This window comes from Parvularcula oceani, from assembly GCF_000733125.1.
Taxonomy (GTDB): Bacteria; Pseudomonadota; Alphaproteobacteria; order Caulobacterales; family Parvularculaceae; genus Parvularcula; species Parvularcula oceani.
In genome coordinates this window covers 128,102-150,371 of the sequence record NZ_JPHU01000004.1, presented here as the reverse complement: position 1 = coordinate 150,371, position 22,270 = coordinate 128,102, and the positions used below count along the sequence as shown (strand labels likewise).

The following is a 22,270-nucleotide window of genomic DNA, read 5'->3' as shown; positions in this document are numbered from 1 at the left end:
AGGCTAGCCGCTCTCGCCTCCTGCGGGAAGACATGGCCAACGAAAAGAGGGGCCAACAAAAGGGGGGTCGCCGAAAAGCGGCGCAACAAAAAGGGGCGCTGCGAGAGCGCCCCTCCTGCGGGTCAGGCCGTCGTGGTTCAGGCAGCCCGGGTCTTCGCCTCGATGACCTCGGCGGAGGACCGGCCGGTGCCGATCTCGACCTTGCGCGGCTTCATGGCCTCGGGGACCTCGCGGGCCAGCTCGACATTGAGCAGGCCGTTCTCGAGGCTCGCGCCCGTCACCTTGACGTGCTCGGCCAGCTGGAAGCGGCGCTCGAAGCTGCGCCCGGCAATGCCGTGATGCAGGAACTGGCGCTCCGTGTCATCGTCGGGACGGCGGCCGGTGATCTTGAGAGCGCGGTCGGTCACCTCGATCTCGAGGTCGTCCTGCGCGAAGCCGGCGACGGCGAGGGTGATCCGGTAGTCGTTCTCGCCGAGAAGCTCGACATTGAAGGGCGGGTAGCCGTTCTCGGCCTTGCCGGCGCTGTCCATCAGGTCGTTGAACAGGCGGTCGAAGCCGATCGTCGAGCGAAGCAGGGGGGTCATGTCATAGGTACGCATGTCGTTCTCCGTAGAAGCAATGACTTGGCCGACGCCTTCTCGCACCCCGAAAGGCGGTGCCCGCGACGTCGTCCCGGCGCCTCGCGGCCGCCGGTGCAGGAAAATTGGGAAGGGAGCGCGCCGATTTCAAGGCCCTCCTGCGGGCCGAGGTGGGAAGGATGGCCGCTGCGCGCTAACTGCTCTGCGAAGACCAGCCAACCGGGAGTAACGCCATGCGCGCCTCGACCCTCGCCATCCTGCTCGCTCTGCCCGCGCTCGCCGCTTGCGGAGAGCAAGGCCCCTCCGAAGAGATGCGGACGAACGAAGGCACGGCGAACGCGCCAGGCACGACAATCCCCGACCAAGCGCCCGAAGGCCGCTATGAGACCGTGGACCGGGAAGGCGAGGAGACGATCATCGCGCTGCCGCCGGGCGGCGAGGGCGAGGATGACGGCTATGATGCCCGCGCCTCGCAGGACGAGGAGGGCATGGTCCGCGACGGCGTCGCCTATTCCCCCGATATCCTCTCGGACGAGGACCGCGACCGGCTCGATCCCGGCCAGGCGAGCCTCGAGCAGATCGCGCAAGGCGACTGGCGCTCCGAGGACGACCGCGCCCGGGACCAGTACCGCAATCCGGTCGAAACGCTCGAATTCTTCGGCCTGCGGCCCGACATGACCGTGGTCGAGGTCTGGCCCGGCGGCGGCTGGTACACGGAGGTCATCGCGCCCTATCTGGCGCAGGGCGGCGGCACCTATTACGCGGCGGGCTTCGATCCGGAGACCGACAGCCAGTACCAGCGGGATTCCATCGCGGCCTTCGAGCGGGAATTCGCCTCCGACCCCGACACCTATGGCGACGTGAACATGACCGTCCTCTCGCCGCAGGAAGCGGAAGTCGCGCCGGCGGGCAGCGCCGACATGGTCCTGACCTTCCGCAACGTGCACAACTTCGTCATGAACGGCTTCGCCGAGAACGCGTTCGAAGGTTTCTACGAGGCGCTCAAGCCCGGCGGCGTGCTCGGCGTCGTCGACCACCGCCTGCCCGAAGACGCCGACGACGAGATGGAGCGGAGCTCGGGCTATGTGAAGCGGTCCACGGTCATGGCGCTGGCCGAGGAGGCCGGCTTCGAATTCGTCCGCGAGGCGGAGATCAACGCCAATCCTCAGGACACGGCCGATCACCCCTTCGGCGTCTGGACCCTGCCGCCCACCTCCCGGACGCAAGGGTCTGACGGGCAGATGCCCGAAGGCTTCGATGCCGAACGCTATGCCGAAATCGGCGAGAGCGACCGCTTCACCCTCATGTTCCGCAAGCCGCTTGCCGCCGACGGCGCGCTGATGGAATAGGCGCTCATGCTCGACGAGTTGATGGATGCGGCCCGCAGCTTCTTCACGCGCGGCTTCGACGGCGTTTTGCGGGTGGAGGCGACCGACACCCCCGAAGCCTTCTGGGTCGATGGGCGCCACGATGCGCCGCTCATCGGCCCGGACAGCCCGCCGGGTCTCGAAAGCGGCTTCTGCTTGTGGCGCGGCCGCTTCGAGACCTTGCAGCGGCTCTTCACCAAGGAGCAGCGGCGCCTCGAGAGCACGTTCATCTCGGGCCGCCTCAAGATCAGCGGCGATATGAGCGTGATGGCGCGGCTGGAGGTTGCCGATGGTTGACGCGCCGCTCATCCGCATCCCGGCCGTACCCCAGCCCGAAGGGGCGGAGGCGCATTATCTTGAAGCCGCCGACGGCGCGAGATTGCGCGTCGTGCGCTATCCGCTGCCTGCGGGCACGCCCCGGCGCGGCGCGGTGCTGGTCATGCCGGGCTGGTCGGAGTTCTCGGAGAAATATGCCGAGGTCGCCCGCGACCTGCATGCGCGCGGGTTCGCCGTCGTCGTGTGCGATCCGCGCGGGCAGGGCTATTCCCAGCGCCTGGACGGGGACGACAAGCGCGGTCACATCCGCGACTTCCGCATCTTCGTCTCGGACCTCTCGACCTGCATGGATTATGTCCGGCGCACCGAGGAGGGGCCCTATGCCCTCATCGCGCATTCGATGGGCGGACTGGTCACCCTGGAATGGCTGGCCGAAGGCAAGGGGAACGATCTTGCGGGCATCGCTCTCTCGGCGCCGCTGACCAATCTCTTCCCGAGCCGCATCAAGAAGCGTCTCGTCCGCATGGTCACGGTCGCCGGCGCCATGGCGGGGCGGGGCGAGAGCCCGCTGCCCGGCCTCAAGGAGCAGGCCTACAGCTTCGAGGGCAATGTGCTGACGCAGGATCCGGTGCGCCATGAACGGTTCCGCCAGCTGCAACTGGCGGCGCCCGAGGCGCGGGCAGGCCTGCCCAAATTCGACTGGCTGCGCGCGGCGCTGGCCGGCATGGACAGGATCCAGGCGCCGGGGGCCTTGGGGAGCCTTCCGTCCGAGGTGCTTCTCGTATCGGCCAGCCGGGACGAGACGGTCGATGCGACCCATCACCCGAAGCTCGCGAGCGCCTATCCTGACAAGATCCGCCTGGTCACGGTCGAGGGTGCGCGGCACGAGCTGCTGATGGAAGCCGACCGGTTCCGCGACCAGTTCTGGGCAGCATTCGATCAGTACATGGACGAGCGCATCCGGCCGCCCTCGGCCGGTTCCAGCGCCGCTTCGTCGGTTCCCCGGGCATAAAGCCCGCCCGACATCTCCGCGGCCCGGCCCGTGAGGACGAGTTCGAGGAGGGCATCGGCGATCGCCGCATGGCTCTCTCCGGCTTCGCGCACCAGGACATCGATGTGGACGGGCGCATAGCCGAGCAGGCTGAGGACATAATCGGACAGCGCCCGGCGCCCTTCGGCATCGGGCAGGTCGGACTGTGCGCTCTCATACTCCGTCTCGTCCTCCGCGACGCGGGCGATCAGGCTGCCGACATTCTCGAGGACATCCTCGGCGTTCTGAATCAGGATCGCGCCGTGCCGGATCAGGCTGTTGGTGCCGTGGCAGCGCGGATCGAGAGGAGAGCCCGGCACGGCGAAGACCTCCCGTCCCTGCTCGGCCGCCATCCGCGCCGTGATCAGCGTGCCGGAGCGCTCTGCGGCCTCGACCACGATGACGCCGAGCGAGAGGCCGGACACGATTCGGTTGCGCTTGGGAAAGTCCCGCGCCTTCGCCGTATGGCCGAGCGGCATTTCCGAAACGACGGCGCCCTGCTCGATGATGGCGGCCATCAGGCGATCATGCTCGGGCGGGTAGACGCGGTCGAGGCCGCCTGCGACCACCGCCACAGTGCCCGAGGGCAGGGCCGCTTCATGCGCGGCCCCGTCAATGCCGCGGGCGAGGCCGGAGATCACGACGAGCCCGCCCTTGCCAAGATCCTGGGCGAGTGTCGCGGCCATGCGCCTGCCGGCGGCCGAAGCGTTCCGCGCGCCGACGATCCCCACGCCGTTGGCGGACAGCATGCGCAGATGGCCGCGGACCCCGATGACGGGCGGCGGGTCGGGGATGGCCCTGAGGGCCGCCGGATAGGCCGGCTCGCATGAGGCGAGGAACTTGACCCCGAGGCGTGCGCCGCGGGACAGCTCCGCCTCGACAGCCGCCTCGTCGGCGAGGACCAGCCCCTTGCGGCCGGCAGCGCGCGCCAGCTCTTCGGTTCCGGCAAGCGCTTCGGACGCGCTGCCGAAGCGCCTCAGGAGCTGGGAGAAGGTCTGGGGACCGACGCCGCGGGAGCGCGACAGGCGCAGCCATGCGGCGCGTTCCTTGTCATCCAGCTCCCTCTGCGCCATCGCTCCGCGCCTTTCTCCCTGCGGCGGGCCGGATTCGGAGGCGAATCGGCCCGGTCCGTTCTTTTCGCAGGAGAGAGGGACCCGCGTCCAGCGCGAGGGGGCGTCCGGCCTGCACGTTTCGCGCGCAGGAGCCGTCCGCTTTTCGAGACGAAGGGATCAGAGGGCCTGCCGGCCGGTCTCGCCGGTGCGGATACGCACGACCTGCTCGACGGGGGTGACGAAGATCTTGCCATCGCCGATCCGCCCCGACTGCGCCGCCTCGGTGATGGCGCGCAGGGTCTCGTCGACCACGTCGTCGTCGACCACGACCTCCAGTTTCAGCTTGGGCAGGAAGTCGACCACATATTCCGCACCCCGGTAGAGTTCGGTGTGGCCTTTCTGGCGCCCGAAGCCCCGCGCCTCGGAGACGGTCATCCCCTTGAGCCCCAGCCCCTGCAGGGCCTCCTTCACGTCGTCCAGCTTGAACGGTTTGATGATGGCTTCGACCTTCTTCATAGCCTGAGCTTACTCCAATGCTTCGGGCACAGCTTAGCGTAATCTTCGCAGAAAAGGCAGAAAACTTCACATGAGAGCGATTTTCGAACCAAATCGGTCGGCAAATGTGCTCCTGCCGCAGAGCATGGCGGCTGTCGACGCGGCCGCGATCTCCGCCGGAGCGGACGGTTACGCCTTGATGCGGCGCGCCGGCGGCGCCTGCGTCCGCGTGATTCGCGGGCGCTTCTCCCGCCGCCCCGTCTCGATCCTCTGCGGCCCGGGCCAGAACGGGGGCGATGGCTGGGTCATCGCGGAGGCGCTCCGCCAAGCGGGCTGGCCGGTGCGGGTGCACAGCCTCGTTCAGGTGGATGCCCTGGCCGGCGCCGCGCGGCAGGCGGCGGAGCGGGCGATGATCGCGCCCGAACCTCTCGAGGCTTTGGAGGTCGAAGAGGCGGGGCTCGTGGTCGACGCCCTGTTCGGAACGGGCCTGACGCGCGACCTCGAGGGCGCGGCTCGCGCCGTGATCGAGCGGGTGGCTGCAACGGATCTGCCCGTCATCGCCGTCGATATGCCCTCCGGCGTCGATGGGGCGACGGGCGAGATCAGAGGCGCTGCCGCGCAGGTCGTGCTGACCGTCACCTTCCATATGGCCAAGCCCGGCCAGCTCCTCTGGCCGGGTGCGGGAATGTGCGGCGACCTTCTCGTCGCCGATATCGGCCTTGCGGGCGGAGCGCCGGACGCGCTGCGCAACGGCCCCGAGCTATGGACACTGCCGCGCCCCGAAGCGCCGACCCATAAATATGAGCGCGGCCATGTCGTGATCTTCGGCGGCGGCCCCCATAGCGGCGGCGCCGCGCGGCTGAGCGCCCATGCCGCCGCGAGGGCCGGGGCGGGGGCGGTGACCCTCGCCGCGCCCGAAGAGGCGCTCGGCGTCTATGCCAACCATCTCGACGCGATCATGGTCCGCGACAGCGGCGCGCCGGCCAAAGCAGGCGCCCTTGTGAGGAACGCGAAGGCCAAGGCGGCCGTGATCGGGCCCGGCGCAGGCCGGACGGACGAAACGCGCAGCCGCGTGCTGGCGCTTCTTGCGCAGAAGACCGCCCTCGTTCTCGATGCCGATGCCCTGACCGTCTTCGAGGACACGCCCGACACGCTGTTCGCGGCGCTTTCCCCTGAGACGGTCCTCACCCCGCATGAGGGCGAGTTCTCTCGCCTCTTCGGCGACATCGCCGGCGACAAGCTCACCCGCTGCAAGGCGGCGGCGGAGCGGGCGGGCGCGACCGTGCTCCTCAAGGGGCCTGATACCGTCATCGCTGCGCCGGGGGAGGTGCCGGTCATCAGCGATCATTCGACGCCCTGGCTCGCCACGGCCGGAGCGGGCGACGTCCTCGCCGGCGTGATCGCCGCGCTCCTCGCCCAAGGGCTGCCCGCCCGCGAGGCCGCGGCGGCCGGCGCCTATATTCACGGGGAGGCGGGGCGGCGCGGCGGGGCGGGCCTGACGGCGGATGTCCTGCCCGGCCTCGTGGCGGAGGCCTATCGCGACCTCCTGCCTGCGGGATAGACAGGGGAACCTCGCTGTTGTACCGCGCCCGCTCGCGCGCGGATGTGGCGGAATTGGTAGACGCGCTGGATTTAGGTTCCAGTGCCGGAAGGCGTGGGAGTTCGAGTCTCCCCATCCGCACCAAGCGCAGAGAAGAGATTCAGAAAGAGGCGGGACGCGCCCGCAGGATGGTCATGCAAGTCACCCAGAAGAGCGCCGAAGGTCTGTCGCGCGAATATCACGTCTCGATTCCGCAGAGCGACCTCGAAGAGAAGCTGAACACCAAGCTCAACGAGATCAAAGGTCAGGTCCACCTCAAGGGCTTCCGCCCCGGAAAGGCGCCGGTCTCCTTCCTCAAGAAGATGTACGGCCGGAACCTGATGGGCGAGCTGGTCCAGGAAGAGATGCAGGCGGCCCAGGCGAAAGCGGTCGAGGAGGCGGGCGCCCAGCCGGCCATGCAGCCGCACCCCCATCTCGATCAGGAGCTGGTCGAGCGGGTCGTCGCTGGCGAGGCGGACCTCGAATACGACGTCCATTTCGAAGTGCTGCCGGAATTCGAGCCCGCCAATCTCGACGACCTCAAGCTCGAGCGGATGGTCGCCGACGTGCCGGACGAGGAAGTCGACGAAGAGCTTCAGAAGCTCGCCGAGAACAACCGGCAATATGAAGAGAAGGACGGTGCCGCCGAAGAGGGCGACCGCGTCAAGATCGACTTCGTCGGCAAGCTGGACGGCGAGCCCTTCGAGGGCGGCGCCGGCGAGGATACCGAGCTGGTGCTCGGCTCGAACAGCTTCATCCCCGGCTTCGAGGATCAGCTGACGGGCGTGAAGGCCGGCGACGAGAAGACGATCGAAGTCACCTTCCCCGAGGAATACGGCGCGGAGCACCTGGCGGGGAAAGACGCCACCTTCGACATCACCGTCAAGGACGTGCAGGCGCCCAAGGAGGTGTCGGTCGACGACGAGTTCGCCAAGGGCCTCGGCTTCGACGACCTCGCCGCCCTGCGCGAGCGCGTGAAGGAGCAGGTCTCCTCGCGCTATGAAGGCCAGTCGCGCATGCACCTCAAGCGGGCGCTGCTCGACGAGCTCGACGAGAAGCACGACTTCGACCTGCCCCCGGGCATGGTGAACGCCGAGTTCGACCAGATCTGGCGCCAGGTCGAAAGCGCCGAGCGCGACGAGGAAGACAAGGACAAGACCGAGGACGAGCTCAAGGAAGAGTATCGCAAGATCGCGGAGCGCCGCGTGCGCCTCGGCCTCGTCCTCGCCGAGATCGGCAAGCGTGCCGATGTCCAAGTCCCGCAGGAAGACCTGACCCGCGCCCTGCAGATGCAGGCCATGCAGTACGGCATGCCCGTCCAGCAGCTCGCGCAGTTCTATCAGGAGCGCCCCGAGGCGCTGGCCCAGCTGCGTGCCCCGATCTTCGAGGACAAGGTCGTCGACTACATCGTCGAGAAGGCCGAGGTCACCGAGCGCAAGGTCAGCAAGGACGAGCTGATGGAGGAGCCGGGCGAGTAAGCTCGCGCGGCCCCGTCGCTGAGACCATGGACCGGCCGGCGCGGTGCGCCGGCCGGTTTTTTCATGGGCGGGCTAGGCGCGCGTCAGCGGGATGTTGTCGATCAGCCGGGTGCGCCCGAGCATGACGGCCGCGAAGAGGCGCGCCTGCTCGATTTCCTGACGCCGTAAGGGGCGGGAGGGGAGGGGGGTGAGATCGTCGGCCCGCCGCAGCTCGAGATAATCGACCGGGGCGAGGCCTGCATCTTCGAGGTCGCCCAGGCCCTGAAGCAGCGCGGTGTCGGTCGCCACGCCGCCGGCGATGCGCGTCGCCACCTTGTTCAGGATTTCCGGCAGGCGCCCTGCGATCCTGCGCTCGGGCGGGGTGAGGTAGCGGTTGCGCGACGACATTGCGAGGCCGTCCGCTTCACGGATGATCGGTGCGCCAATGATCTCGACGGCCAGGGCCAGGTCTTCCGTCATGCGCCGGATGATGGCGAGCTGCTGGAAATCCTTCTCGCCGAAGACGGCGAGGTCGGGCCTCACCTGTCCGAACAGCTTGGCGACGACGGTGCAGACGCCGGTGAAGAAGCCGGGCCGGGAGGCGCCGTCGAGCGGCTCTGCGAGCGCGCCGGGAACGACGCGCGTCTGCTCGCCTGCGGGATACATCTCTTCGGCGGCGGGCAGATAGGCGAGGTCGCAGCCTGCCGAGGCCAGCTTGGCGAGATCCGCTGCCTCGTCTCGGGGGTAGCTGGCGAAATCCTCGTTAGGGCCGAACTGCGTAGGGTTGACGAAGATCGAGGCCACAACCCTGTCGGCCCTGCGGCGCGCCGCCGCAATCAAGGACAAGTGACCGTCATGCAGAGCGCCCATGGTCGGCACCAGCGCGACCCTTTGGCCCTGTGCCTGCCAGGCTTTCGTCGCCTCCCGCACCGCCGCCTTGGAGCGCGCGAGCGGCAAGGGGTTGTGATCGGACATTGTGATACTCTTTACCGGCGTAAACGATTCGTAAACCATAAAGGTTAACGCTGGGGTCCCATGAGACAGACCGCTTCATTCCGCAAGCTGCTTCCGCTCCCTGCGCTTCTGGCGTCGCTGGCCGCCTGTGCGTCGGATGGCGAGGCGCAGCGGCCCGTCGTTCAGGCGCCCGAGGCGCGCGTGAACATGGCGGCCCTCTACAGCACCGGCTACAACGCGCCGGTGCGGGAACCTGCCGCCTTCGAGCCGGAGCAGGCGGTGGTGCAGGCGCCCTCGCTGCCCGCCGCGGCGCCGACGCAGCTTCAGCCGCAGGAAAGGGCGGGGCAGCCCGACTCCGCGCCGGAGCGGGCGCTCGGGGATGATCGTTCCGAAGCGCGGGGCCCTGCGGCGCAGCCGGAACGCGCATCGCAGCCGCAACGTTACGCCGCTCCCGAAGTGCCTGCCGCGCCCTGGCAGAGCCGCAGCGTCCGCCCGCAGCGCGAGCCGCTGCCGGACCTCGATGCCCTGATCATGACCGAGGGGCGGCCCGGCGAGGCGAAACCGCTGCAATATGCAGAGGCGGAGCAGCGTTTCGGCGGAGAGACGCGCTCGATCCTGGATGAAGCGCGCGACGAGGATGCCTCCGAAGAGATGCCCATCGAACCCCGCCCGGAGCCGCGTGCCGCCGCGCCGGCCAACTCCGCTCCCGTCATGCCGGCGGAACCGAGGCGGGCGGGCGGCTACGGCCTGCACCTCGCATCCTATCGCGCGGAAGAGGACGCCCGCAGGGGCTGGGACGTTCTCACCGATGAGCACCCCGCGCTCCTCCTGCCGCTCGATCCGCAGGGCGTGTGGGTCACGCTTCCCGAACAGGGCGATTTCGTCCGCCTCCTCGCCGGACCTTTCCCCGATGAAGGGTCCGCATTCGACACCTGTGGCCGCCTCAAGGCCGAAGGCACCTTCTGCTCCGTCGTCCCCTATGACGGCACACCCCTCTGATCCCTCCAATCAGGACGAGAACCTATGACCGATACACATGTCATCGTCGTCGGAAACGAGAAGGGCGGCTCCGGCAAGACCACCGTCGCCATGCACCTCGTCATCGCGCTTCTGCGCTCCGGCTATAATGTCGGCGCGCTCGACCTCGACCTGCGCCAGAAGAGCTTCAGCCGCTATCTCGAGAACCGCGCCAAATGGGGCGTGGCCAAGGAGCTGACGCCCGAAGAGCTGCCCATGCCGCGCTTCCTGCCGGTGCAGGGCTCGAACCATGACAGCCGTTCGCTGGCCAAGCAGCAGGAGGCCGACGCCTTCGGCCAGACCCTCATGGCTTATGAGGGCTGCGACTTCGTCGTCATCGACAGCCCCGGCGCCGACACCCACCTGTCGCGCCTCGCGCACATGCATGCCGACACGATCCTGACGCCGATGAATGACAGCTTCGTCGACTATGACCTGTTGGCCCGGATCGATCCCGCGACCGGCGAGATCGCGGGGCCGAGCCTCTATGCCGAGCTGGTTTGGACGGCACGCCAGGCGCGGGCGCGCTCCGGCGTGATGGGCGGTATCGACTGGGTCGTGGCGCGCAACCGCCTCTCGGCCACGAACGCCAAGAACAAGAAGGCCGTCGGCACCAAGCTCGACGAACTCGCCAAGCGCGTCCAGTTCCGCCAGGCCCGCGGCTTCGGCGAGCGCGTGATCTATCGCGAGCTCTTCACCGCCGGCATGACGCTGCTCGATCTGGGCGGCAAGGGCAGCCCGCGCAAGCTCGGCTCCATGTCCCACCTCGCCGCCCGCCAGGAAGTGCGCAGCCTGCTCGCCGCGCTCCGCCTGCCGCAGCTGCGCGAGCAGGTCTCGAAGGACCTGGCCCCCGACGAGCCTTCGCATGCGGCCGCCCCGGAGACTGAAGAAAGCGAAGCGGACGCTCTCGAAGCGGCGTAAGGGAAGCCGGCATGGCCGGCTTCCTTCTCCTCGCATTGCTCCTCTGCGCTTTCCTCGTCCTGCCCCGGCGATCGGGCAGGACGGGCGCGAAGCCCGGGCGGCGCAGCGTCTATCTCCAGGCAGCGGGCTTCGGCGCCGCCGCGCTGCTTCTCCTGAGCCTCCGCCTTGTGCCCCTGGCGATCCTCACCCTGGCGGCGGGAGCCGTCTTCGTCCTGTCCGGCCTTGGCCGTTCGGCGGGTGGGGCGCCGCCTCCTCATGCCTCGGATCGGGCGAAGCCGCCGCCGGGGCGCAGGGCCGCCGAAACCGGGATGAGCCGCCGCGAGGCGCTCGCCACGCTCGGCCTGAACGGAAGGCCCGGCGCTGAGGACATCACCCGCGCCCATCGGCGGATGATCGCGAGGGCCCACCCCGACGCGGGAGGCTCCGACGCGCTGGCGAGCCGGGTGAACGAGGCCCGGGACGTTCTTCTGCGACACGCCGAGGATGGCTGAGCGGCATGGAGCAGGCTCTTCCCATCGTCGCAGCCGCCCTCGTCGTCGCGGCCTATTGTTTCGCCTCGAGACCGCTCGAGCGGCATGCGATCACCGCGCCGCTCGTCATGACCGTGGCGGGTCTGATCCTCGGCAGGGGCGGCGCCGATGTGTTTCCGCCGCTCGGCTCCTCGCTCGTCAGGACCCTCGCAGAGGTGACGCTGGTCCTCGTGCTCTTCGCCGATGCCTCGCGGATCAAGATCGGCTCTCTCCGGCGCGAAGGCGGGCTGCCGATCCGGCTTCTCCTGATCGGCCTGCCGCTGACCATTCTCTTCGGGACCGGTGCGGGCCTCGTCCTGCTGCCGGCCCTGGGCGTGGCGGGCGCGGCTCTCCTCGCCTCGATCCTCGCGCCCACCGATGCCGCTCTCGGCCAAGCGACGGTGTCGGACCCTTCAGTGCCAGAACGCGTGCGGCAGACCCTGAACGTCGAGAGCGGCCTCAATGACGGGATCGCCCTTCCGGCGGTCCTCTTCTTCGCCGCCCTGACCGCGCCCGAGGCCGCCGAGGTGACGCATCGGGACGGGCTTGGCTGGACCGGTTTCGTTGCGAGCCAGTTGCTGCTCGGGCCGCTGGCGGGCGGCGTCATCGGATTTGCGGGCGGCAAGGCGGCGCAGATGGCGCGCGAGCGGGAATGGGTCACCGACACCTACAGCGCGATCACGGCGCTCGCGATCGCCGCGCTCGCCTATACCGGGGCGGAGATGGTCGGCGGAAACGGCTTCATCGCAGCCTTCGTCGCAGGGCTCGCCTTCGGGCACAGCTCGGCCAAGCCCGGCGATTTCGTGTCGGAATTCACCGAGAGCGAAGGACAGGTCCTGATCCTGATCGCCTTCCTGGTCTTCGGCGCGACTCTGTTGCCGGACGCGCTGGCGAGGGCGGAGCCCGTGCATCTCGTCTATGCGCTTTTCAGCCTGACATTGGTCCGGATGGTGCCGGTCGCCCTCGCGCTGCTCGGGGCGGGGGTGAAGCCGGCCACCGGCCTCTTCATCGGCTGGTTCGGCCCGCGCGGCCTCGCCACCATCCTCTATGTCGTGATCGTGGTGGAGGATTTCGCCCGGGATCCCGAAGGCACGGTGGCCGTCGTCGCCTCGCTGACCGCCGCGGTCAGCATCGTCCTGCACGGGGTCAGCGCCTCTCCGCTGTCCGAGCTCTACGGTCGCAGCCTTGGCGGGCAGGCCGCGCCGGAGGAGGCGAAGCGCATCCAGCCGAGCCCCGTCCGGGTCTTCGCGAAGCCGATGCGTCCGGACGCCGACACGGCCCCCGATGCGAGCATGGCCGAAGAGCCCGCGCCGGGCGACGGAAACACCGCCCATTGATCCCGGCGCGGGCCGTCCTTCGGCTCAGTCTTCGAGAGACGGGTAGTCCGTGTACCCTTCAGCGCCGCCGCCATAGAAGGTCGACTGATCCGGCTCGTTGAGGGAGGCGCCGCGGGCAAAGCGCTCCGCGAGATCGGGATTGGCGATATAGGCTCGTCCGAACGCCACGGCGTCGGCCCGGCCTTCGCCGATCCATTCGGCGGCCTGCCCGGCGGAGAAGTCTCCATTCGCGATATAGCGGCCGGTCCAACGCTCGCGCAGCCGGGCGAGGATGGCTTGCTCCTCTGCCGGCACGTCGAGGCCCGGGAAGAGTTCCACGACGTGCAGATAGGCGAGCCCCAGCGGCGACAAACGATCATAGGCGAGGCCGAACGTGGTCTCCGGGTCGCTGTCGTTCATGTCGTTGAAATGCCCCGTCGGGGACAGGCGCAGGCCGGTGCGGTCCGCGCCGACCTCTTCGGCCACGGCCTTCACGACTTCGACGAGGAAGCGCGTGCGCCCTTCCGCATCTCCGCCATAGGCGTCGGTGCGGTCGTTGACCCCGTCCTGCAGGAACTGATCGATGAGATATCCGTTCGCCCCGTGCACCTCGACCATATCGAAGCCGGCGCGGATCGCGTTCGCCGCCGCCCGCACATAGTCTTCCACGATGCCGGAGATTTCGTCCGTGCCAAGAGCGCGCGGCTCGGAGACGTCCTGGAAGCCCTCTTCCGTGAAGGTCTGTGTCTTCGCGCGCTTCGCGGTGGAGGAGACGGGCTGCGCGCCGTCCGGCAGCAGGCTGGTATGGCTGATCCGGCCGACATGCCAGAGCTGCATGGCGATCCGTCCGCCTGCCTCGTGCACGGCGTCCGTGATCGTCTTCCAGCCCTCGATATGGGCGTCGTCGTGAATGCCGGGCGTATCCTTGTAGCCCTTGCCCATGGGCGAGATCTGCGTGGCTTCGGAGACGATGAGGCCCGCGCCCGCACGCTGGCGGTAATAGGTCTCCGCGAGCTCTCCGGGCGTGCCGTCGGGCCGCGCCCGGTTCCGGGTCAGCGGCGCCATCAGGACGCGGTTCGGCAGGGTGAGGGCGCCCAGCTGCAGGGGCTCGAACAAGGGGTTCAGATCGGGATCGGTCGCTTGCAACGCATCCTCCTATGGGTCCTGGCGCTCCTCCGGCGGAGCGTCAGGACCAGATGGACCGAAAATGGTGCGGCGCAAGAGCGACCGGCCGGTCAAGCGGCCCAGTCGAGGACAACCTTGCCCGATTGCCCGGTCCGCATGACGTCGAAGCCTTCTTGGAACTCCGAGGCGGGCATCCGGTGCGTGATGATCGGGGACAGGTCGAGTCCTGATTCGAGCAGCGCGCCCATCTTGTACCAGGTCTCGAACATGCGCCGGCCATAGATGCCGTGCACTTCGAGGCCCTTGAAGATGACCTTGGACCAGTCGATGCCCGCGCCGTCGGGCATGATGCCGAGAAGGGCGACCTTGCCGCCATGGTTCATGGTGCGGAGCATGTCCGAGAAGCCCGCCGGAACGCCCGACATTTCGAGACCGACATCGAAGCCTTCGCTCATGCCGAGTTCGGCCATGACGTCGTCGAGCGTTTCGTTCTTCACGTTGACCGTGCGCGTCGCGCCCATCCGCTTCGCCAGGTCGAGGCGGAAATCGTTGAGGTCCGTGATGACGATATTCCGGGCACCCGCGTGACGGGCCACCGCCGCGGCCATGGCGCCGATAGGCCCCGCGCCCGTGATCAGCACGTCTTCGCCGACGAGATCGAAGGTGAGGGCGGTGTGAACCGCATTGCCGAAGGGATCGAGGATCGCGCCCATATCGTCGGTGACCGCATCGGGCAGCTTGTAGACGTTCATCGCCGGCACCGAGACATATTCGGCGAAGGCGCCCGGCCGGTTCACGCCGATGCCGACCGTGTTGCGGCAGAGGTGCCGCGCCCCAGCCCGGCAGCGGCGGCAATGCCCGCAGGTCACATGGCCTTCGGCCGACACGCGGTCGCCTTCGTGAAGGCCCCGCACCTCCGAGCCCATCTCGACGATCTCGCCCATGAATTCGTGGCCGACCGTCATCGGCACGGGAATCGTGCTCGCCGCCCAGTCGTCCCATTCATAGATATGCACGTCCGTGCCGCAGATCGCGGTCCGTTTCACACGGATGAGGACGTCGTTCGGGCCGATCTCGGGCTTGGGGACGTCTTCGAGCCAGATGCCCTGCTCGGCCTTCGCTTTCACCAACGCGCGCATGCAATCGCTCCTGCTTCGTGTCCCGGAGATAGCAGCGAGGGCAAGCCGCGCCAATGCGGAGCCGTTGTCAGGCTTCCTTGACATGAGATTATGTCATGTATACCTGACATACGACAGGAGGACTTTATGGCCGGACAAACCGTCATTCGTACCTATCTCATCCGGGGCGCTGTTTTCTTCGGTGCCTATGTCGCGATCAACGCAGCCGCGATCACCGGAGCCTTCGACGATCTGCAGGCGCCGGGAAGCTACGTTCTCGCGCTCGCAGTCGCGGCGCCGGTGATCGGGCATATCTGGGCGATACTCGACCTGATGCGCTGTGCGGACGAGTATCTGCGCGCGCTCTATGCCAGGATTTTCATCATCGCCGCGGGCCTCGCCCTAGCGCTGTGGACGGGGTGGGGCTTCATCGAGAGCTATGCGGACGCGCCGCATCTTCAGGGCTGGCTGATCTATCCGCTGTTCTGGGCGCTCTACGGCCTCGCATCGCCCTTCGTTCTGCGGGGTGCACGTTGAAGGGGCGTCTCCGCGAGCTGCGCGAGGCGGCGGGGCTGTCGCAGAAGGCGCTGGGCGAGCGGGTCGGCGTGTCGCGCCAGGCGATCAACGCCATCGAGAACGCCAAGCACGTACCCTCGCTCGACCTCGCATTCCGCATCGCCGCGGTGTTCAGCACGCCGACCGAGGAGATCTGGCCGAACCCGCACCGCGGTTGAGCCTCAGTCGATGACGTCCAGCTCGCGGCCGACCTTGATGAAGGCCGCGATGCAGGCGTCGACCTGGTCGTCGCTATGGGCGGCGCACATCTGGGTGCGGATGCGCGCCTTGCCCTTGGGAACCACGGGGTAGAAGAAGCCTGTGACATAGACGCCTTCTTCCATCAGCCGCGCCGCCATCTTCTGGGCGAGCTTGGCGTCGTGCAGCATGACCGGGATGATCGGGTGCTCGCCGGGGATGAGCTCGAAGCCCGCCTCGGTCATCTGTGCCCGGAAACGCTCCGCATTGCGGAAGAGCTGGCGGCGCAGATCGTCGCCTTCGCGCACGAGCGCGATCGCACGGCGCGATGCGCCGACAAGCGCCGGGGTGAGGGCGTTCGAGAAAAGATAGGGCCGCGCGCGCTGGCGCAGCAGGTCCACCACTTCCTGGCGCGCGCAGATGAAGCCGCCCATGCCGCCGCCGAGTGCCTTGCCGAGCGTGCCGGTCAGGATGTCGACCTGCCCCATGACCCCTGCATGTTCATGCGTGCCGCGGCCATGCTCGCCCATGAAGCCCGTCGAATGGCAGTCGTCGATCATGACGAGCGCGTTGTGGCGCTTGGCCACCTCGCAGAGCCTGCCGAGATCGCAGACGATGCCGTCCATCGAGAAGACGCCGTCCGTGACGACCAGCTTGGTGCGCGCGCCGTCGGCATCGGCCTGCTTCAGCTGCGCCTCCAGATCGTTCATGTCGTTGTTGGCGTAGCGGTAGCGCTTCGCCTTGCAGAGCCGCACCCCGTCGATGATCGAGGCGTGGTTGAGGCTGTCCGAGATGATCGCGTCCTCGGCGGTCAGAAGCGGCTCGAACACGCCGCCATTGGCATCGAAACAGGCCGCGAAGCTGATCGAATCGTCAAAGCCGAGCCACTCCGCGATCTCGCGCTCCAGCGCCCTGTGAATGTCCTGCGTCCCGCAGATGAATCGGACCGAGGCCATGCCGAAGCCGTGGCTGTCCATCGTCTCCTTGGCGGCCTCGGCGAGGGCAGGGTGATCGGCGAGGCCGAGATAGTTGTTGGCGCAGAAATTCAGGACGCGCCGCCCATTGACCGTGATCTCCGGCCCCTGCGAGCCTTCGATCAGGCGCTCGGTCTTGAACAGACCCTCGTCGCGGATCTCGTCGAGGGTGTCGGATACGCGGGCGTAGAAGGCTTCGGACATGCGCGGGCTCCTGGCTTTGAGGCAGCATATAGAGATCGGCGCCCGGGGCAGTACACCCGTCGCGGCAAGACCGTGCCGCTTCGGCTTCTGGCATCGGCAGAGGGCGTGGAGGTCGATCAGGGGGGCAGCGCCGCGAGAGGCGGCGGGTCACCCTCTGGCAGGGATGATTTTCGCCTGCAACATCATGATCTTAGGCCTGGCAGGGGCAGAGGGACTCGAACCCCCGACCCTCGGTTTTGGAGACCGATGCTCTACCAACTGAGCTATACCCCTAGGCGTGCGGGTGTGTAGGCGAAGCTTGGGCGCTGCGCAAACGCTAAGCGCTCTTTTCGAGAAAGAAGACCTCCTCGACCCGCACGCCCAGAACGGCGGCGAGCTTGAGCGCGAGCACGGTCGAGGGGACGAAGCGGCCCCGTTCGACCGTGTTGATGGTCTTCCGGGTCACCTCCACGGCCTCCGCCAGCGCTTCCTGCGTCAGCCCCCGCTCGGCGCGCAGCTCCTTGAGGCGGTTGGCGAGCCCCGTTCCCTCATGCCGCATCGCGGGATTCCAGCACGACGAAAAGGCTGAGCACCACGGTGACGCCGAGCCAGATCATGGCGAGGCCGAGCGTCTTGCCGGTCAGGACGACGCCGAACCCCACCTCCAGGGCGATCGCGGCGGCCGCGAGGCCGGTCAGAACCCAGAAGCCCGCAATGAAGGCGCGCTCGGTGTTCTGGCGAGAGCGCTCGTCGTTCAGGGCCGTGCGGGCCTTGGGGTCGGCGCCGATCCGCCGGCCGAGGAGGAACAGGCAGAGGCCCGATGCCGCCCAGCCGAGGAATCCTCCGACCGTGCCGATCAGCAGCAGGAGCGCGACCGGATCGGGGACGGCGCGGTCCTCGATGACGAAGACGAACAGGCCCGTGAGCGCACCGGCCCACACGAAGAAGGTGGCCGCATAGGCCGTCATCAAGGATCGGCGCATTCTTTCATATTGCTCGATGGTCTTCATGGCCCGGCCTCGCTGTTGTAACGCATGGGTTACATAGCGCTCCAGCGCCCCGATGTCACCTCCGGGTTACATCGAGCTCCGCCGGGATTGACATCCCCGTGCACGGCGCTATCCCAGCCGTCTTCCCGGACAATCGAAGCTTCCCTCAGGCGCCGGGCGCCACCGGGCGGCTGTCCGGAACGCCAGCCTGGAGCCGAGATGCCGAAGTCGAAGAACCGCAGGAAGCCTCAGAAGCGCGCTGCCTCGTCGGGCACGCCGCGGAACAACCGTTCGGCGGCCACTGGCGCGCAGAACCCTGCCGCAGGCGGCATTCCGCCCGTTCCCGCGACCGATGAGGGAACCAAGCGCTCGGCGCGGTCCGAAGCGGGCGCGCGCCCGCGCAAGAAGGTCGGGCCGGTCGAGTTCTTCCGCCAGGTCCGTGCCGAGGCGCGCAAGGTGACGTGGACGTCGCGCAACGAGACGATGATCTCGACCATCATGGTCCTGATCATGGTCATCATCATGTCGCTCTTCTTCTTCCTGGTGGATCAGATCCTGCGCACGATCGTCCCCATCATCCTCAATCTCAGCTTCTAAGGAGGCGCTCCCGTGTCCGCCAAATGGTACATCGTCCAGGCCTATTCGAACTTCGAGAAGAAGGTGGCCGAAGGCATCCGTCAGGCTGCTGAGGAGAAGGGGCTCGGCGAGCAGGTCGAGGAGGTGCTCGTGCCCTCCGACACCGTGAAGGAGACGCGTCGCGGACGCACACAGGAGGTCGAGCGCCGTTTCTTTCCGGGCTATGTCCTGGTGAAGATGGTCATGAACGACCAGACCTTCCACATCGTCAACAACGTGCCCAAGGTCACGGGCTTTCTCGGCTCGGGCAAGAAGCCGCTGCCCGTCAGCCAGAAGGAAGTCGACCGGATCCTCGGCCAGGTCGAGGAATCGGAGGCGGCGCCGGCGCGGCCTTCGGTGCTCTACGATGTCGGCGAGACGGTGAAGGTCATCGACGGCCCCTTCGCCAGCTTCTCCGGCGTGGTCGAGGACGTCGACGAAGAGGCGGCGCGCCTCAAGGTGTCGGTCTCGATCTTCGGCCGCGCGACGCCCGTCGAGCTCGAATACAACCAGGTCGACAAGGTCAGCTGACGGATCGGCCTCTGCCGCCGGGTGCGGGCCCGCGCCTTGAGCGGGCGGCATCGCGCGGAGGCCTTTCGATCCGCCGACGAAAAAGGGGGCGCTGCTCCGGTAAGCAGCGCCCCGCGGGCTTTCTCATTCGCTTTGCGTCTTCGTCAGTGGCCGGACATCTGGTGTCCGCCCAGCATCGGCTTCAGGCTGTCGCCATAGGGTGTGCGGTCGAAGCCCGGCGAGAAGACGTTGTAGCGGTAGACCTCGATGCCGTCCGGCGACAGGAAGCGCTCCGGCAGCTGGCCCCGTCCGACCCAGCGGCCCCATTTCCACTCCGCGAATTCGCAGGAGCGGCCTTCGACATTGCACCGCGTGACCTCTTCCATGACGTCCGGCTGCCAGGCGGCGATATAGTCAGCATGCATTGAGCTGCCCTTCGGCTCGCCCGGCATGTCCGATGCGAGACGCCAGTCGCTGTCCGGATCGATATCATAGTCGAAATGCATCAGGAGGCCCGGAATCCGGTAGGGGTGCGAGTCCGGGCAGGAATTGCCCGTGCGGTCCCACGGCGTCTGATAGGCGACATGGCTGTTCGGCGTCTGCGCAGCGGCGCCCGGCATGTCGCGGTAGTCGAGGACCGGCTTGCCGGCCGCATCCACCGCCAGACAGACCGGGAACTCGGTGGTCAGCTGGAGGTGCCCCTTGCCGTTCCGGCCTGCGCGGATATCGCCGGCCTCGAAGTTCTTGGTGTCGCGGCTGGCGAGCATGGCCAGCCCGTCCGGAATGGTCCGGATCGTGTTGGGCGGAAGCTGGTCCGGGGTCTGACCGACGAGGAAGGTCTTGTAGTAGAGGACCACGTTCTCCGGCAGCACGACCTCGTTATCGGCATTGAACAGGGCGGGCATCCAATAGGCGGAATTGTTGTTCGTGCCGCCTTCGCAGGAGGTGCGCGGATTGCTCATCAGGCTGTCGAGCGTGCTGTGAGCATCGGCGCCCGAATTGCCGACGAAGACATGCAGGTGGGATGCGCCGGACTGCCCCGGATAGATGAGCGGGTCGTCATAGGCGAAATGGCTGGTCGTGCACCAGATCCGGGCGCCATGATCGCGCCGGTTGCCCTTGGGGCCGACCTGCAAGGGCGCGGTGTCGGCGGTTCCCCGCGTCAGCTGCTCGCGCAGCGCGGCGGACGTCGTCGGCGGCGCCGATTGCGGCGCGGTTCCCCCTTGCGCGGCCACCGGATCGATCGTGAGCGAACGGATGGTCCCCTGCCACCCCCAGCTCGTCGGGCTCTCCCAACCCGTAACGACCCAGGTGCAGCGCTCGTCTCCCGTCACGTCGAATTCGAAGGGAGGCGCCGTATCGTCGGTCCGCTGACTGTTCTGCGGCAGGATGCGGCAGGAGGAGGGGGATCCGGACGCCGTCTCGAGGCGGATGCGCCCCGATGCCCGCTCGGCGGAGGTCGTGATGCGCAGCTTGTAGCTGTCGAGCGCGGAGACCTGGAGTTCGGCATCGCCGGTCGCGGTTTCCAGCACGGCGCCGCTGTCGGGATCGACGATCTCGACGGTGGCGAAATTGGGCGTGCTGGCCGCCTGGGCGGAGAGGGCCGCTGCCACGAGGAGGGCGGCGGTTGTGGAGGCGGAGGCGCGCAGGAAATGTCGGCGCAACGCGCTGGGGGGCTGTCGCTTGGTCGTCATTATAGGAGGAACCTCTGTGGATGCCCCGGGAGGAAAGAAAGGGAGAGCCGGGGCAGCTCGGAGATGCGCGCCTAATTTCACGATTTAGTGAGCGGAATGGGGAGGTTTTGTGGCGAGTGGGGCGACAGGCCCGCTGCGCTGACACCGCCACCACATCTGGCGACCGGGGCAAGAAAAAACCCCGCCGGAGCGGGGTTCAGGCTCTCTTCGTCGCGCGGAGGCGCAGCTCAGGCTGCAACCTCTTCGGCCGGGTCGCGCAGGACATAGCCGCGGCCCCAGACGGTTTCGATATAATGTTCGCCGTCCGTCGCGGCCGCGAGCTTCTTTCTCAGCTTGCAGATGAAGACGTCGATGATCTTGAGTTCGGGCTCGTCCATGCCGCCATAGAGGTGGTTCAGGAACATCTCCTTGGTCAGGGTCGTGCCCTTGCGCAGGGAGAGGAGCTCCAGCATCTGGTACTCCTTGCCGGTCAGGTGGACGCGCTGGCCGTTCACGTCGACGGTCTTGGCGTCGAGGTTCACCGACAGCATGCCGGTGTTGATGACCGACTGGCTGTGGCCCTTGGAGCGGCGGACGATGGCATGGATGCGGGCGACCAGCTCGTCCTTGTGGAACGGCTTGGTCATGTAGTCGTCGGCGCCGAAGCCCAGGCCCCGGACCTTGTTCTCGGTGTCGCCCAGACCCGTCAGGATCAGGATCGGCGTGTTCACCTTGGCGACGCGCAGCTGCTTGAGCACGTCGAAGCCGGTCATGTCGGGCAGGTTCAGGTCGAGGAGGATGATGTCGTAGTCGTACAGCTTGCCGAGATCGACGCCCTCTTCGCCGAGATCGGTCGTGTAGCAGTTGAACCCATCGGACTTGAGCATCAGCTCAATGCTCTGCGCGGTTGCGCCGTCGTCCTCGATCAGAAGTACCCGCACTGGCCTTGCCCTCCTAAGGTGATGCGTGAGGACCCTGGCCCCGGGGGCCTGCCTCTCGGATCGGTAATCAGCGTAGACGGACCGTAACGATGATTTACTTTCGTAAAGATTAACGGCGGTAACGATTCCCGCTGCCGACCAACCTCACGACCACGCTTTCGTGAGAAAGGTTAACGCGTAAATCCGCTGCTGAACAAGTCTTGACGAAGCGGAATTCATGCTTCCCGCCTGACGTGTGTGAACGGCGTTCAGACCCCTTTGCGAAGGATGAAGCGGCGTGGCACGGGGAAAGATGAATGTGAGGCACGAGAGGAGAGCCCAATGCCGTCTTTCGACATCGTATCCGAGGTCGACCAGGCCGAGGTCGACAACGCCGTCCAGAACGTCATGCGCGAGATCAGCACGCGCTACGACTTCAAGGGCTCGAAGACCGAGGTCAGCGTCGATGGCAGCGTCATCAAGATCGAGGCCGATGACGACCTGAAGCTCAAGCAGGCCAAGGAAATCCTTCAGGGCCACCTTCAGAAGCGCGGGATCGAGCCCGGCCAGCTCGACTATCAGAAGGTCGAACCCGCCGCCGGTCAGTCCGTCCGCCAGCGCGTGCTGGTGAAGGAGGGGATCGACAAGGAGATGGCCAAGAAGATCGTTAAGGACATCAAGGGGACGAAGACCAAGTGCCAGGTGGCGATCCAGGGCGAGGAGCTGCGCGTCACCGGCAAGAAGCGCGACGACCTGCAGGAGGTCATCGCGCATGTGAAGGGGATGGGCCTCGAACAGCCCGTGCAGTTCAAGAACTTCCGCGATTGAGGCTGGCGCCCCGGCGGAACCGCCGGGGCGA

The 22,270-nt window shown here is 67.4% G+C and carries 25 protein-coding genes and 2 tRNA genes; 15 read left to right on the top strand and 12 right to left on the bottom strand.

The window, feature by feature from the left end; translation table 11 throughout:
* Window positions 1–137: 137 nt before the first annotated feature.
* Window positions 138–599, bottom strand: a complete 462-nt coding sequence (locus IE88_RS0106640; RefSeq protein WP_031551963.1) for an Hsp20 family protein — start codon at window positions 597–599, stop codon at window positions 138–140.
* 212 nt (window positions 600–811) lie between these two features.
* On the opposite strand from IE88_RS0106640, the gene IE88_RS0106635 reads away from it, so the two are divergent.
* Genes IE88_RS0106635 through IE88_RS0106625 form a run of 3 tightly spaced genes read left to right on the top strand, consistent with a single transcriptional unit; the run spans window position 812 to window position 3,233 of the window.
* Window positions 812–1,927: a class I SAM-dependent methyltransferase gene (locus tag IE88_RS0106635; RefSeq protein ID WP_051881606.1), complete on the top strand. Its 1,116-nt coding sequence runs from the start codon at window positions 812–814 to the stop codon at window positions 1,925–1,927.
* Window positions 1,928–1,933: 6 nt separating this feature from the next.
* Window positions 1,934–2,242 (top strand): SCP2 sterol-binding domain-containing protein, encoded by a 309-nt coding sequence (locus tag IE88_RS0106630; protein WP_031551957.1) that lies wholly within the window; start codon window positions 1,934–1,936, stop codon window positions 2,240–2,242.
* The gene (locus tag IE88_RS0106625) at window positions 2,235–3,233 is read left to right on the top strand and encodes an alpha/beta hydrolase (RefSeq protein WP_051881605.1); all 999 of its coding nucleotides are present in this window, start codon (window positions 2,235–2,237) and stop codon (window positions 3,231–3,233) included. Before IE88_RS0106630 ends, IE88_RS0106625 begins: the two co-directional genes overlap by 8 nt.
* Here the strand turns inward: IE88_RS0106625 and dprA are convergent.
* Both dprA and IE88_RS0106615 read right to left on the bottom strand, forming a co-directional pair.
* Window positions 3,161–4,324 (bottom strand): DNA-processing protein DprA, encoded by a 1,164-nt coding sequence (dprA, locus tag IE88_RS0106620; RefSeq protein WP_081871484.1) that lies wholly within the window; start codon window positions 4,322–4,324, stop codon window positions 3,161–3,163. The genes IE88_RS0106625 and dprA overlap by 73 nt on opposite strands.
* A 156-nt stretch (window positions 4,325–4,480) precedes the next feature.
* The gene (locus IE88_RS0106615) at window positions 4,481–4,819 is read right to left on the bottom strand and encodes a P-II family nitrogen regulator (protein WP_031551948.1); all 339 of its coding nucleotides are present in this window, start codon (window positions 4,817–4,819) and stop codon (window positions 4,481–4,483) included.
* Between the two features lie 70 nt (window positions 4,820–4,889).
* Between IE88_RS0106615 and IE88_RS0106610 the strand changes: the two genes are divergently transcribed.
* The 3 genes from IE88_RS0106610 to tig all read left to right on the top strand — a co-directional run bounded on the left by IE88_RS0106610 (window position 4,890) and on the right by tig (window position 7,855).
* Window positions 4,890–6,359, top strand: a complete 1,470-nt coding sequence (locus IE88_RS0106610; RefSeq protein WP_031551946.1) for an NAD(P)H-hydrate dehydratase — start codon at window positions 4,890–4,892, stop codon at window positions 6,357–6,359.
* A gap of 38 nt (window positions 6,360–6,397) precedes the next feature.
* A tRNA-Leu gene (locus IE88_RS0106605) sits at window positions 6,398–6,482 on the top strand.
* A 50-nt stretch (window positions 6,483–6,532) separates the two neighbouring features.
* Window positions 6,533–7,855: a trigger factor gene (gene tig / locus IE88_RS0106600; protein ID WP_031551943.1), complete on the top strand. Its 1,323-nt coding sequence runs from the start codon at window positions 6,533–6,535 to the stop codon at window positions 7,853–7,855.
* 72 nt (window positions 7,856–7,927) lie between these two features.
* Here tig and panC read toward each other — a convergent pair whose 3' ends face one another.
* Window positions 7,928–8,809, bottom strand: coding sequence for a pantoate--beta-alanine ligase (gene panC, locus IE88_RS0106595; RefSeq protein WP_031551940.1), 882 nt, complete (start codon window positions 8,807–8,809; stop codon window positions 7,928–7,930).
* A 60-nt stretch (window positions 8,810–8,869) separates the two neighbouring features.
* Between panC and IE88_RS0106590 the strand changes: the two genes are divergently transcribed.
* Genes IE88_RS0106590 through IE88_RS0106575 form a run of 4 tightly spaced genes read left to right on the top strand, consistent with a single transcriptional unit; the run spans window position 8,870 to window position 12,572 of the window.
* Window positions 8,870–9,787 carry an SPOR domain-containing protein gene (locus tag IE88_RS0106590; protein WP_031551936.1) on the top strand — a complete coding sequence of 306 codons (918 nt, stop codon included), beginning with the start codon at window positions 8,870–8,872 and terminating at the stop codon, window positions 9,785–9,787.
* Between the two features lie 24 nt (window positions 9,788–9,811).
* The gene (locus tag IE88_RS0106585) at window positions 9,812–10,726 is read left to right on the top strand and encodes a division plane positioning ATPase MipZ (RefSeq protein ID WP_081871483.1); all 915 of its coding nucleotides are present in this window, start codon (window positions 9,812–9,814) and stop codon (window positions 10,724–10,726) included.
* Window positions 10,727–10,737: 11 nt separating this feature from the next.
* Window positions 10,738–11,217 (top strand): J domain-containing protein, encoded by a 480-nt coding sequence (locus IE88_RS17800; protein WP_081871482.1) that lies wholly within the window; start codon window positions 10,738–10,740, stop codon window positions 11,215–11,217.
* A gap of 5 nt (window positions 11,218–11,222) precedes the next feature.
* Window positions 11,223–12,572, top strand: coding sequence for a cation:proton antiporter (locus tag IE88_RS0106575; RefSeq protein WP_051881604.1), 1,350 nt, complete (start codon window positions 11,223–11,225; stop codon window positions 12,570–12,572).
* Between the two features lie 24 nt (window positions 12,573–12,596).
* Here IE88_RS0106575 and IE88_RS0106570 read toward each other — a convergent pair whose 3' ends face one another.
* Complete coding sequence (locus tag IE88_RS0106570) at window positions 12,597–13,616, bottom strand: alkene reductase (RefSeq protein WP_420330129.1); 1,020 nt, start codon at window positions 13,614–13,616, stop codon at window positions 12,597–12,599.
* A gap of 170 nt (window positions 13,617–13,786) precedes the next feature.
* The gene (gene tdh, locus IE88_RS0106565) at window positions 13,787–14,815 is read right to left on the bottom strand and encodes an L-threonine 3-dehydrogenase (protein ID WP_031551922.1); all 1,029 of its coding nucleotides are present in this window, start codon (window positions 14,813–14,815) and stop codon (window positions 13,787–13,789) included.
* 126 nt (window positions 14,816–14,941) lie between these two features.
* On the opposite strand from tdh, the gene IE88_RS0106560 reads away from it, so the two are divergent.
* The gene (locus IE88_RS0106560) at window positions 14,942–15,331 is read left to right on the top strand and encodes a hypothetical protein (RefSeq protein WP_031551920.1); all 390 of its coding nucleotides are present in this window, start codon (window positions 14,942–14,944) and stop codon (window positions 15,329–15,331) included.
* Window positions 15,328–15,528: a helix-turn-helix transcriptional regulator gene (locus tag IE88_RS0106555; RefSeq protein WP_031551917.1), complete on the top strand. Its 201-nt coding sequence runs from the start codon at window positions 15,328–15,330 to the stop codon at window positions 15,526–15,528. Before IE88_RS0106560 ends, IE88_RS0106555 begins: the two co-directional genes overlap by 4 nt.
* Window positions 15,529–15,531: 3 nt before the next feature.
* Here the strand turns inward: IE88_RS0106555 and kbl are convergent, their stop codons facing one another.
* The 4 genes from kbl to IE88_RS0106535 form a co-directional block, all read right to left on the bottom strand.
* Window positions 15,532–16,725, bottom strand: coding sequence for a glycine C-acetyltransferase (gene kbl / locus IE88_RS0106550; RefSeq protein WP_031551916.1), 1,194 nt, complete (start codon window positions 16,723–16,725; stop codon window positions 15,532–15,534).
* Between the two features lie 197 nt (window positions 16,726–16,922).
* Window positions 16,923–16,998: transfer RNA gene (locus tag IE88_RS0106545), tRNA-Trp, on the bottom strand.
* A gap of 43 nt (window positions 16,999–17,041) precedes the next feature.
* A complete protein-coding gene (locus IE88_RS0106540) occupies window positions 17,042–17,263 on the bottom strand; it encodes a helix-turn-helix transcriptional regulator (protein ID WP_031551915.1) in 222 nt (73 codons plus the stop codon).
* Entirely contained in the window at window positions 17,253–17,714 is a 462-nt protein-coding gene (locus tag IE88_RS0106535) for a hypothetical protein (RefSeq protein WP_031551914.1), read from the bottom strand. Before IE88_RS0106535 ends, IE88_RS0106540 begins: the two co-directional genes overlap by 11 nt.
* A 198-nt stretch (window positions 17,715–17,912) precedes the next feature.
* Between IE88_RS0106535 and secE the strand changes: the two genes are divergently transcribed.
* Window positions 17,913–18,290, top strand: coding sequence for a preprotein translocase subunit SecE (secE, locus tag IE88_RS17210; RefSeq protein ID WP_051881603.1), 378 nt, complete (start codon window positions 17,913–17,915; stop codon window positions 18,288–18,290).
* Window positions 18,291–18,302: 12 nt separating this feature from the next.
* Entirely contained in the window at window positions 18,303–18,839 is a 537-nt protein-coding gene (gene nusG, locus IE88_RS0106525; protein ID WP_031551910.1) for a transcription termination/antitermination protein NusG, read from the top strand.
* A 143-nt stretch (window positions 18,840–18,982) separates the two neighbouring features.
* Here nusG and IE88_RS0106520 read toward each other — a convergent pair whose 3' ends face one another.
* The gene (locus tag IE88_RS0106520) at window positions 18,983–20,512 is read right to left on the bottom strand and encodes a DUF1996 domain-containing protein (RefSeq protein ID WP_081871481.1); all 1,530 of its coding nucleotides are present in this window, start codon (window positions 20,510–20,512) and stop codon (window positions 18,983–18,985) included.
* Window positions 20,513–20,739: 227 nt separating this feature from the next.
* The gene (ctrA, locus tag IE88_RS0106515; protein ID WP_031551906.1) at window positions 20,740–21,432 is read right to left on the bottom strand and encodes a response regulator transcription factor CtrA; all 693 of its coding nucleotides are present in this window, start codon (window positions 21,430–21,432) and stop codon (window positions 20,740–20,742) included.
* 321 nt (window positions 21,433–21,753) lie between these two features.
* Here ctrA and IE88_RS0106510 point away from each other — a divergent pair, with 321 nt between their 5' ends.
* Entirely contained in the window at window positions 21,754–22,239 is a 486-nt protein-coding gene (locus tag IE88_RS0106510; RefSeq protein ID WP_031551903.1) for a YajQ family cyclic di-GMP-binding protein, read from the top strand.
* Window positions 22,240–22,270 lie beyond the last annotated feature (31 nt).

Bases quoted from the DNA above. Each gene is read 5' to 3' on its own strand.
- IE88_RS0106640 (WP_031551963.1), bottom strand. From the start codon at position 599: ATGCGTACCTATGACATGACCCCCCTGCTTCGCTCGACGATCGGCTTC.
- IE88_RS0106520 (WP_081871481.1), bottom strand. From the start codon at position 20,512: ATGACGACCAAGCGACAGCCCCCCAGCGCGTTGCGCCGACATTTCCTG.
- IE88_RS0106510 (WP_031551903.1), top strand. From the start codon at position 21,754: ATGCCGTCTTTCGACATCGTATCCGAGGTCGACCAGGCCGAGGTCGAC.
- panC (WP_031551940.1), bottom strand. From the start codon at position 8,809: ATGTCCGATCACAACCCCTTGCCGCTCGCGCGCTCCAAGGCGGCGGTG.
- tig (WP_031551943.1), top strand. From the start codon at position 6,533: ATGCAAGTCACCCAGAAGAGCGCCGAAGGTCTGTCGCGCGAATATCAC.
- IE88_RS0106575 (WP_051881604.1), top strand. From the start codon at position 11,223: ATGGAGCAGGCTCTTCCCATCGTCGCAGCCGCCCTCGTCGTCGCGGCC.
- kbl (WP_031551916.1), bottom strand. From the start codon at position 16,725: ATGTCCGAAGCCTTCTACGCCCGCGTATCCGACACCCTCGACGAGATC.
- IE88_RS0106535 (WP_031551914.1), bottom strand. From the start codon at position 17,714: ATGAAGACCATCGAGCAATATGAAAGAATGCGCCGATCCTTGATGACG.
- IE88_RS0106585 (WP_081871483.1), top strand. From the start codon at position 9,812: ATGACCGATACACATGTCATCGTCGTCGGAAACGAGAAGGGCGGCTCC.
- IE88_RS0106560 (WP_031551920.1), top strand. From the start codon at position 14,942: ATGGCCGGACAAACCGTCATTCGTACCTATCTCATCCGGGGCGCTGTT.
- IE88_RS0106610 (WP_031551946.1), top strand. From the start codon at position 4,890: ATGAGAGCGATTTTCGAACCAAATCGGTCGGCAAATGTGCTCCTGCCG.
- IE88_RS0106635 (WP_051881606.1), top strand. From the start codon at position 812: ATGCGCGCCTCGACCCTCGCCATCCTGCTCGCTCTGCCCGCGCTCGCC.
- IE88_RS0106540 (WP_031551915.1), bottom strand. From the start codon at position 17,263: ATGCGGCATGAGGGAACGGGGCTCGCCAACCGCCTCAAGGAGCTGCGC.
- IE88_RS0106570 (WP_420330129.1), bottom strand. From the start codon at position 13,616: ATGGCGCCGCTGACCCGGAACCGGGCGCGGCCCGACGGCACGCCCGGA.
- dprA (WP_081871484.1), bottom strand. From the start codon at position 4,324: ATGGCGCAGAGGGAGCTGGATGACAAGGAACGCGCCGCATGGCTGCGC.
- IE88_RS0106630 (WP_031551957.1), top strand. From the start codon at position 1,934: ATGCTCGACGAGTTGATGGATGCGGCCCGCAGCTTCTTCACGCGCGGC.
- IE88_RS0106615 (WP_031551948.1), bottom strand. From the start codon at position 4,819: ATGAAGAAGGTCGAAGCCATCATCAAACCGTTCAAGCTGGACGACGTG.
- tdh (WP_031551922.1), bottom strand. From the start codon at position 14,815: ATGCGCGCGTTGGTGAAAGCGAAGGCCGAGCAGGGCATCTGGCTCGAA.
- secE (WP_051881603.1), top strand. From the start codon at position 17,913: ATGCCGAAGTCGAAGAACCGCAGGAAGCCTCAGAAGCGCGCTGCCTCG.
- IE88_RS0106625 (WP_051881605.1), top strand. From the start codon at position 2,235: ATGGTTGACGCGCCGCTCATCCGCATCCCGGCCGTACCCCAGCCCGAA.
- IE88_RS0106590 (WP_031551936.1), top strand. From the start codon at position 8,870: ATGAGACAGACCGCTTCATTCCGCAAGCTGCTTCCGCTCCCTGCGCTT.
- IE88_RS17800 (WP_081871482.1), top strand. From the start codon at position 10,738: ATGGCCGGCTTCCTTCTCCTCGCATTGCTCCTCTGCGCTTTCCTCGTC.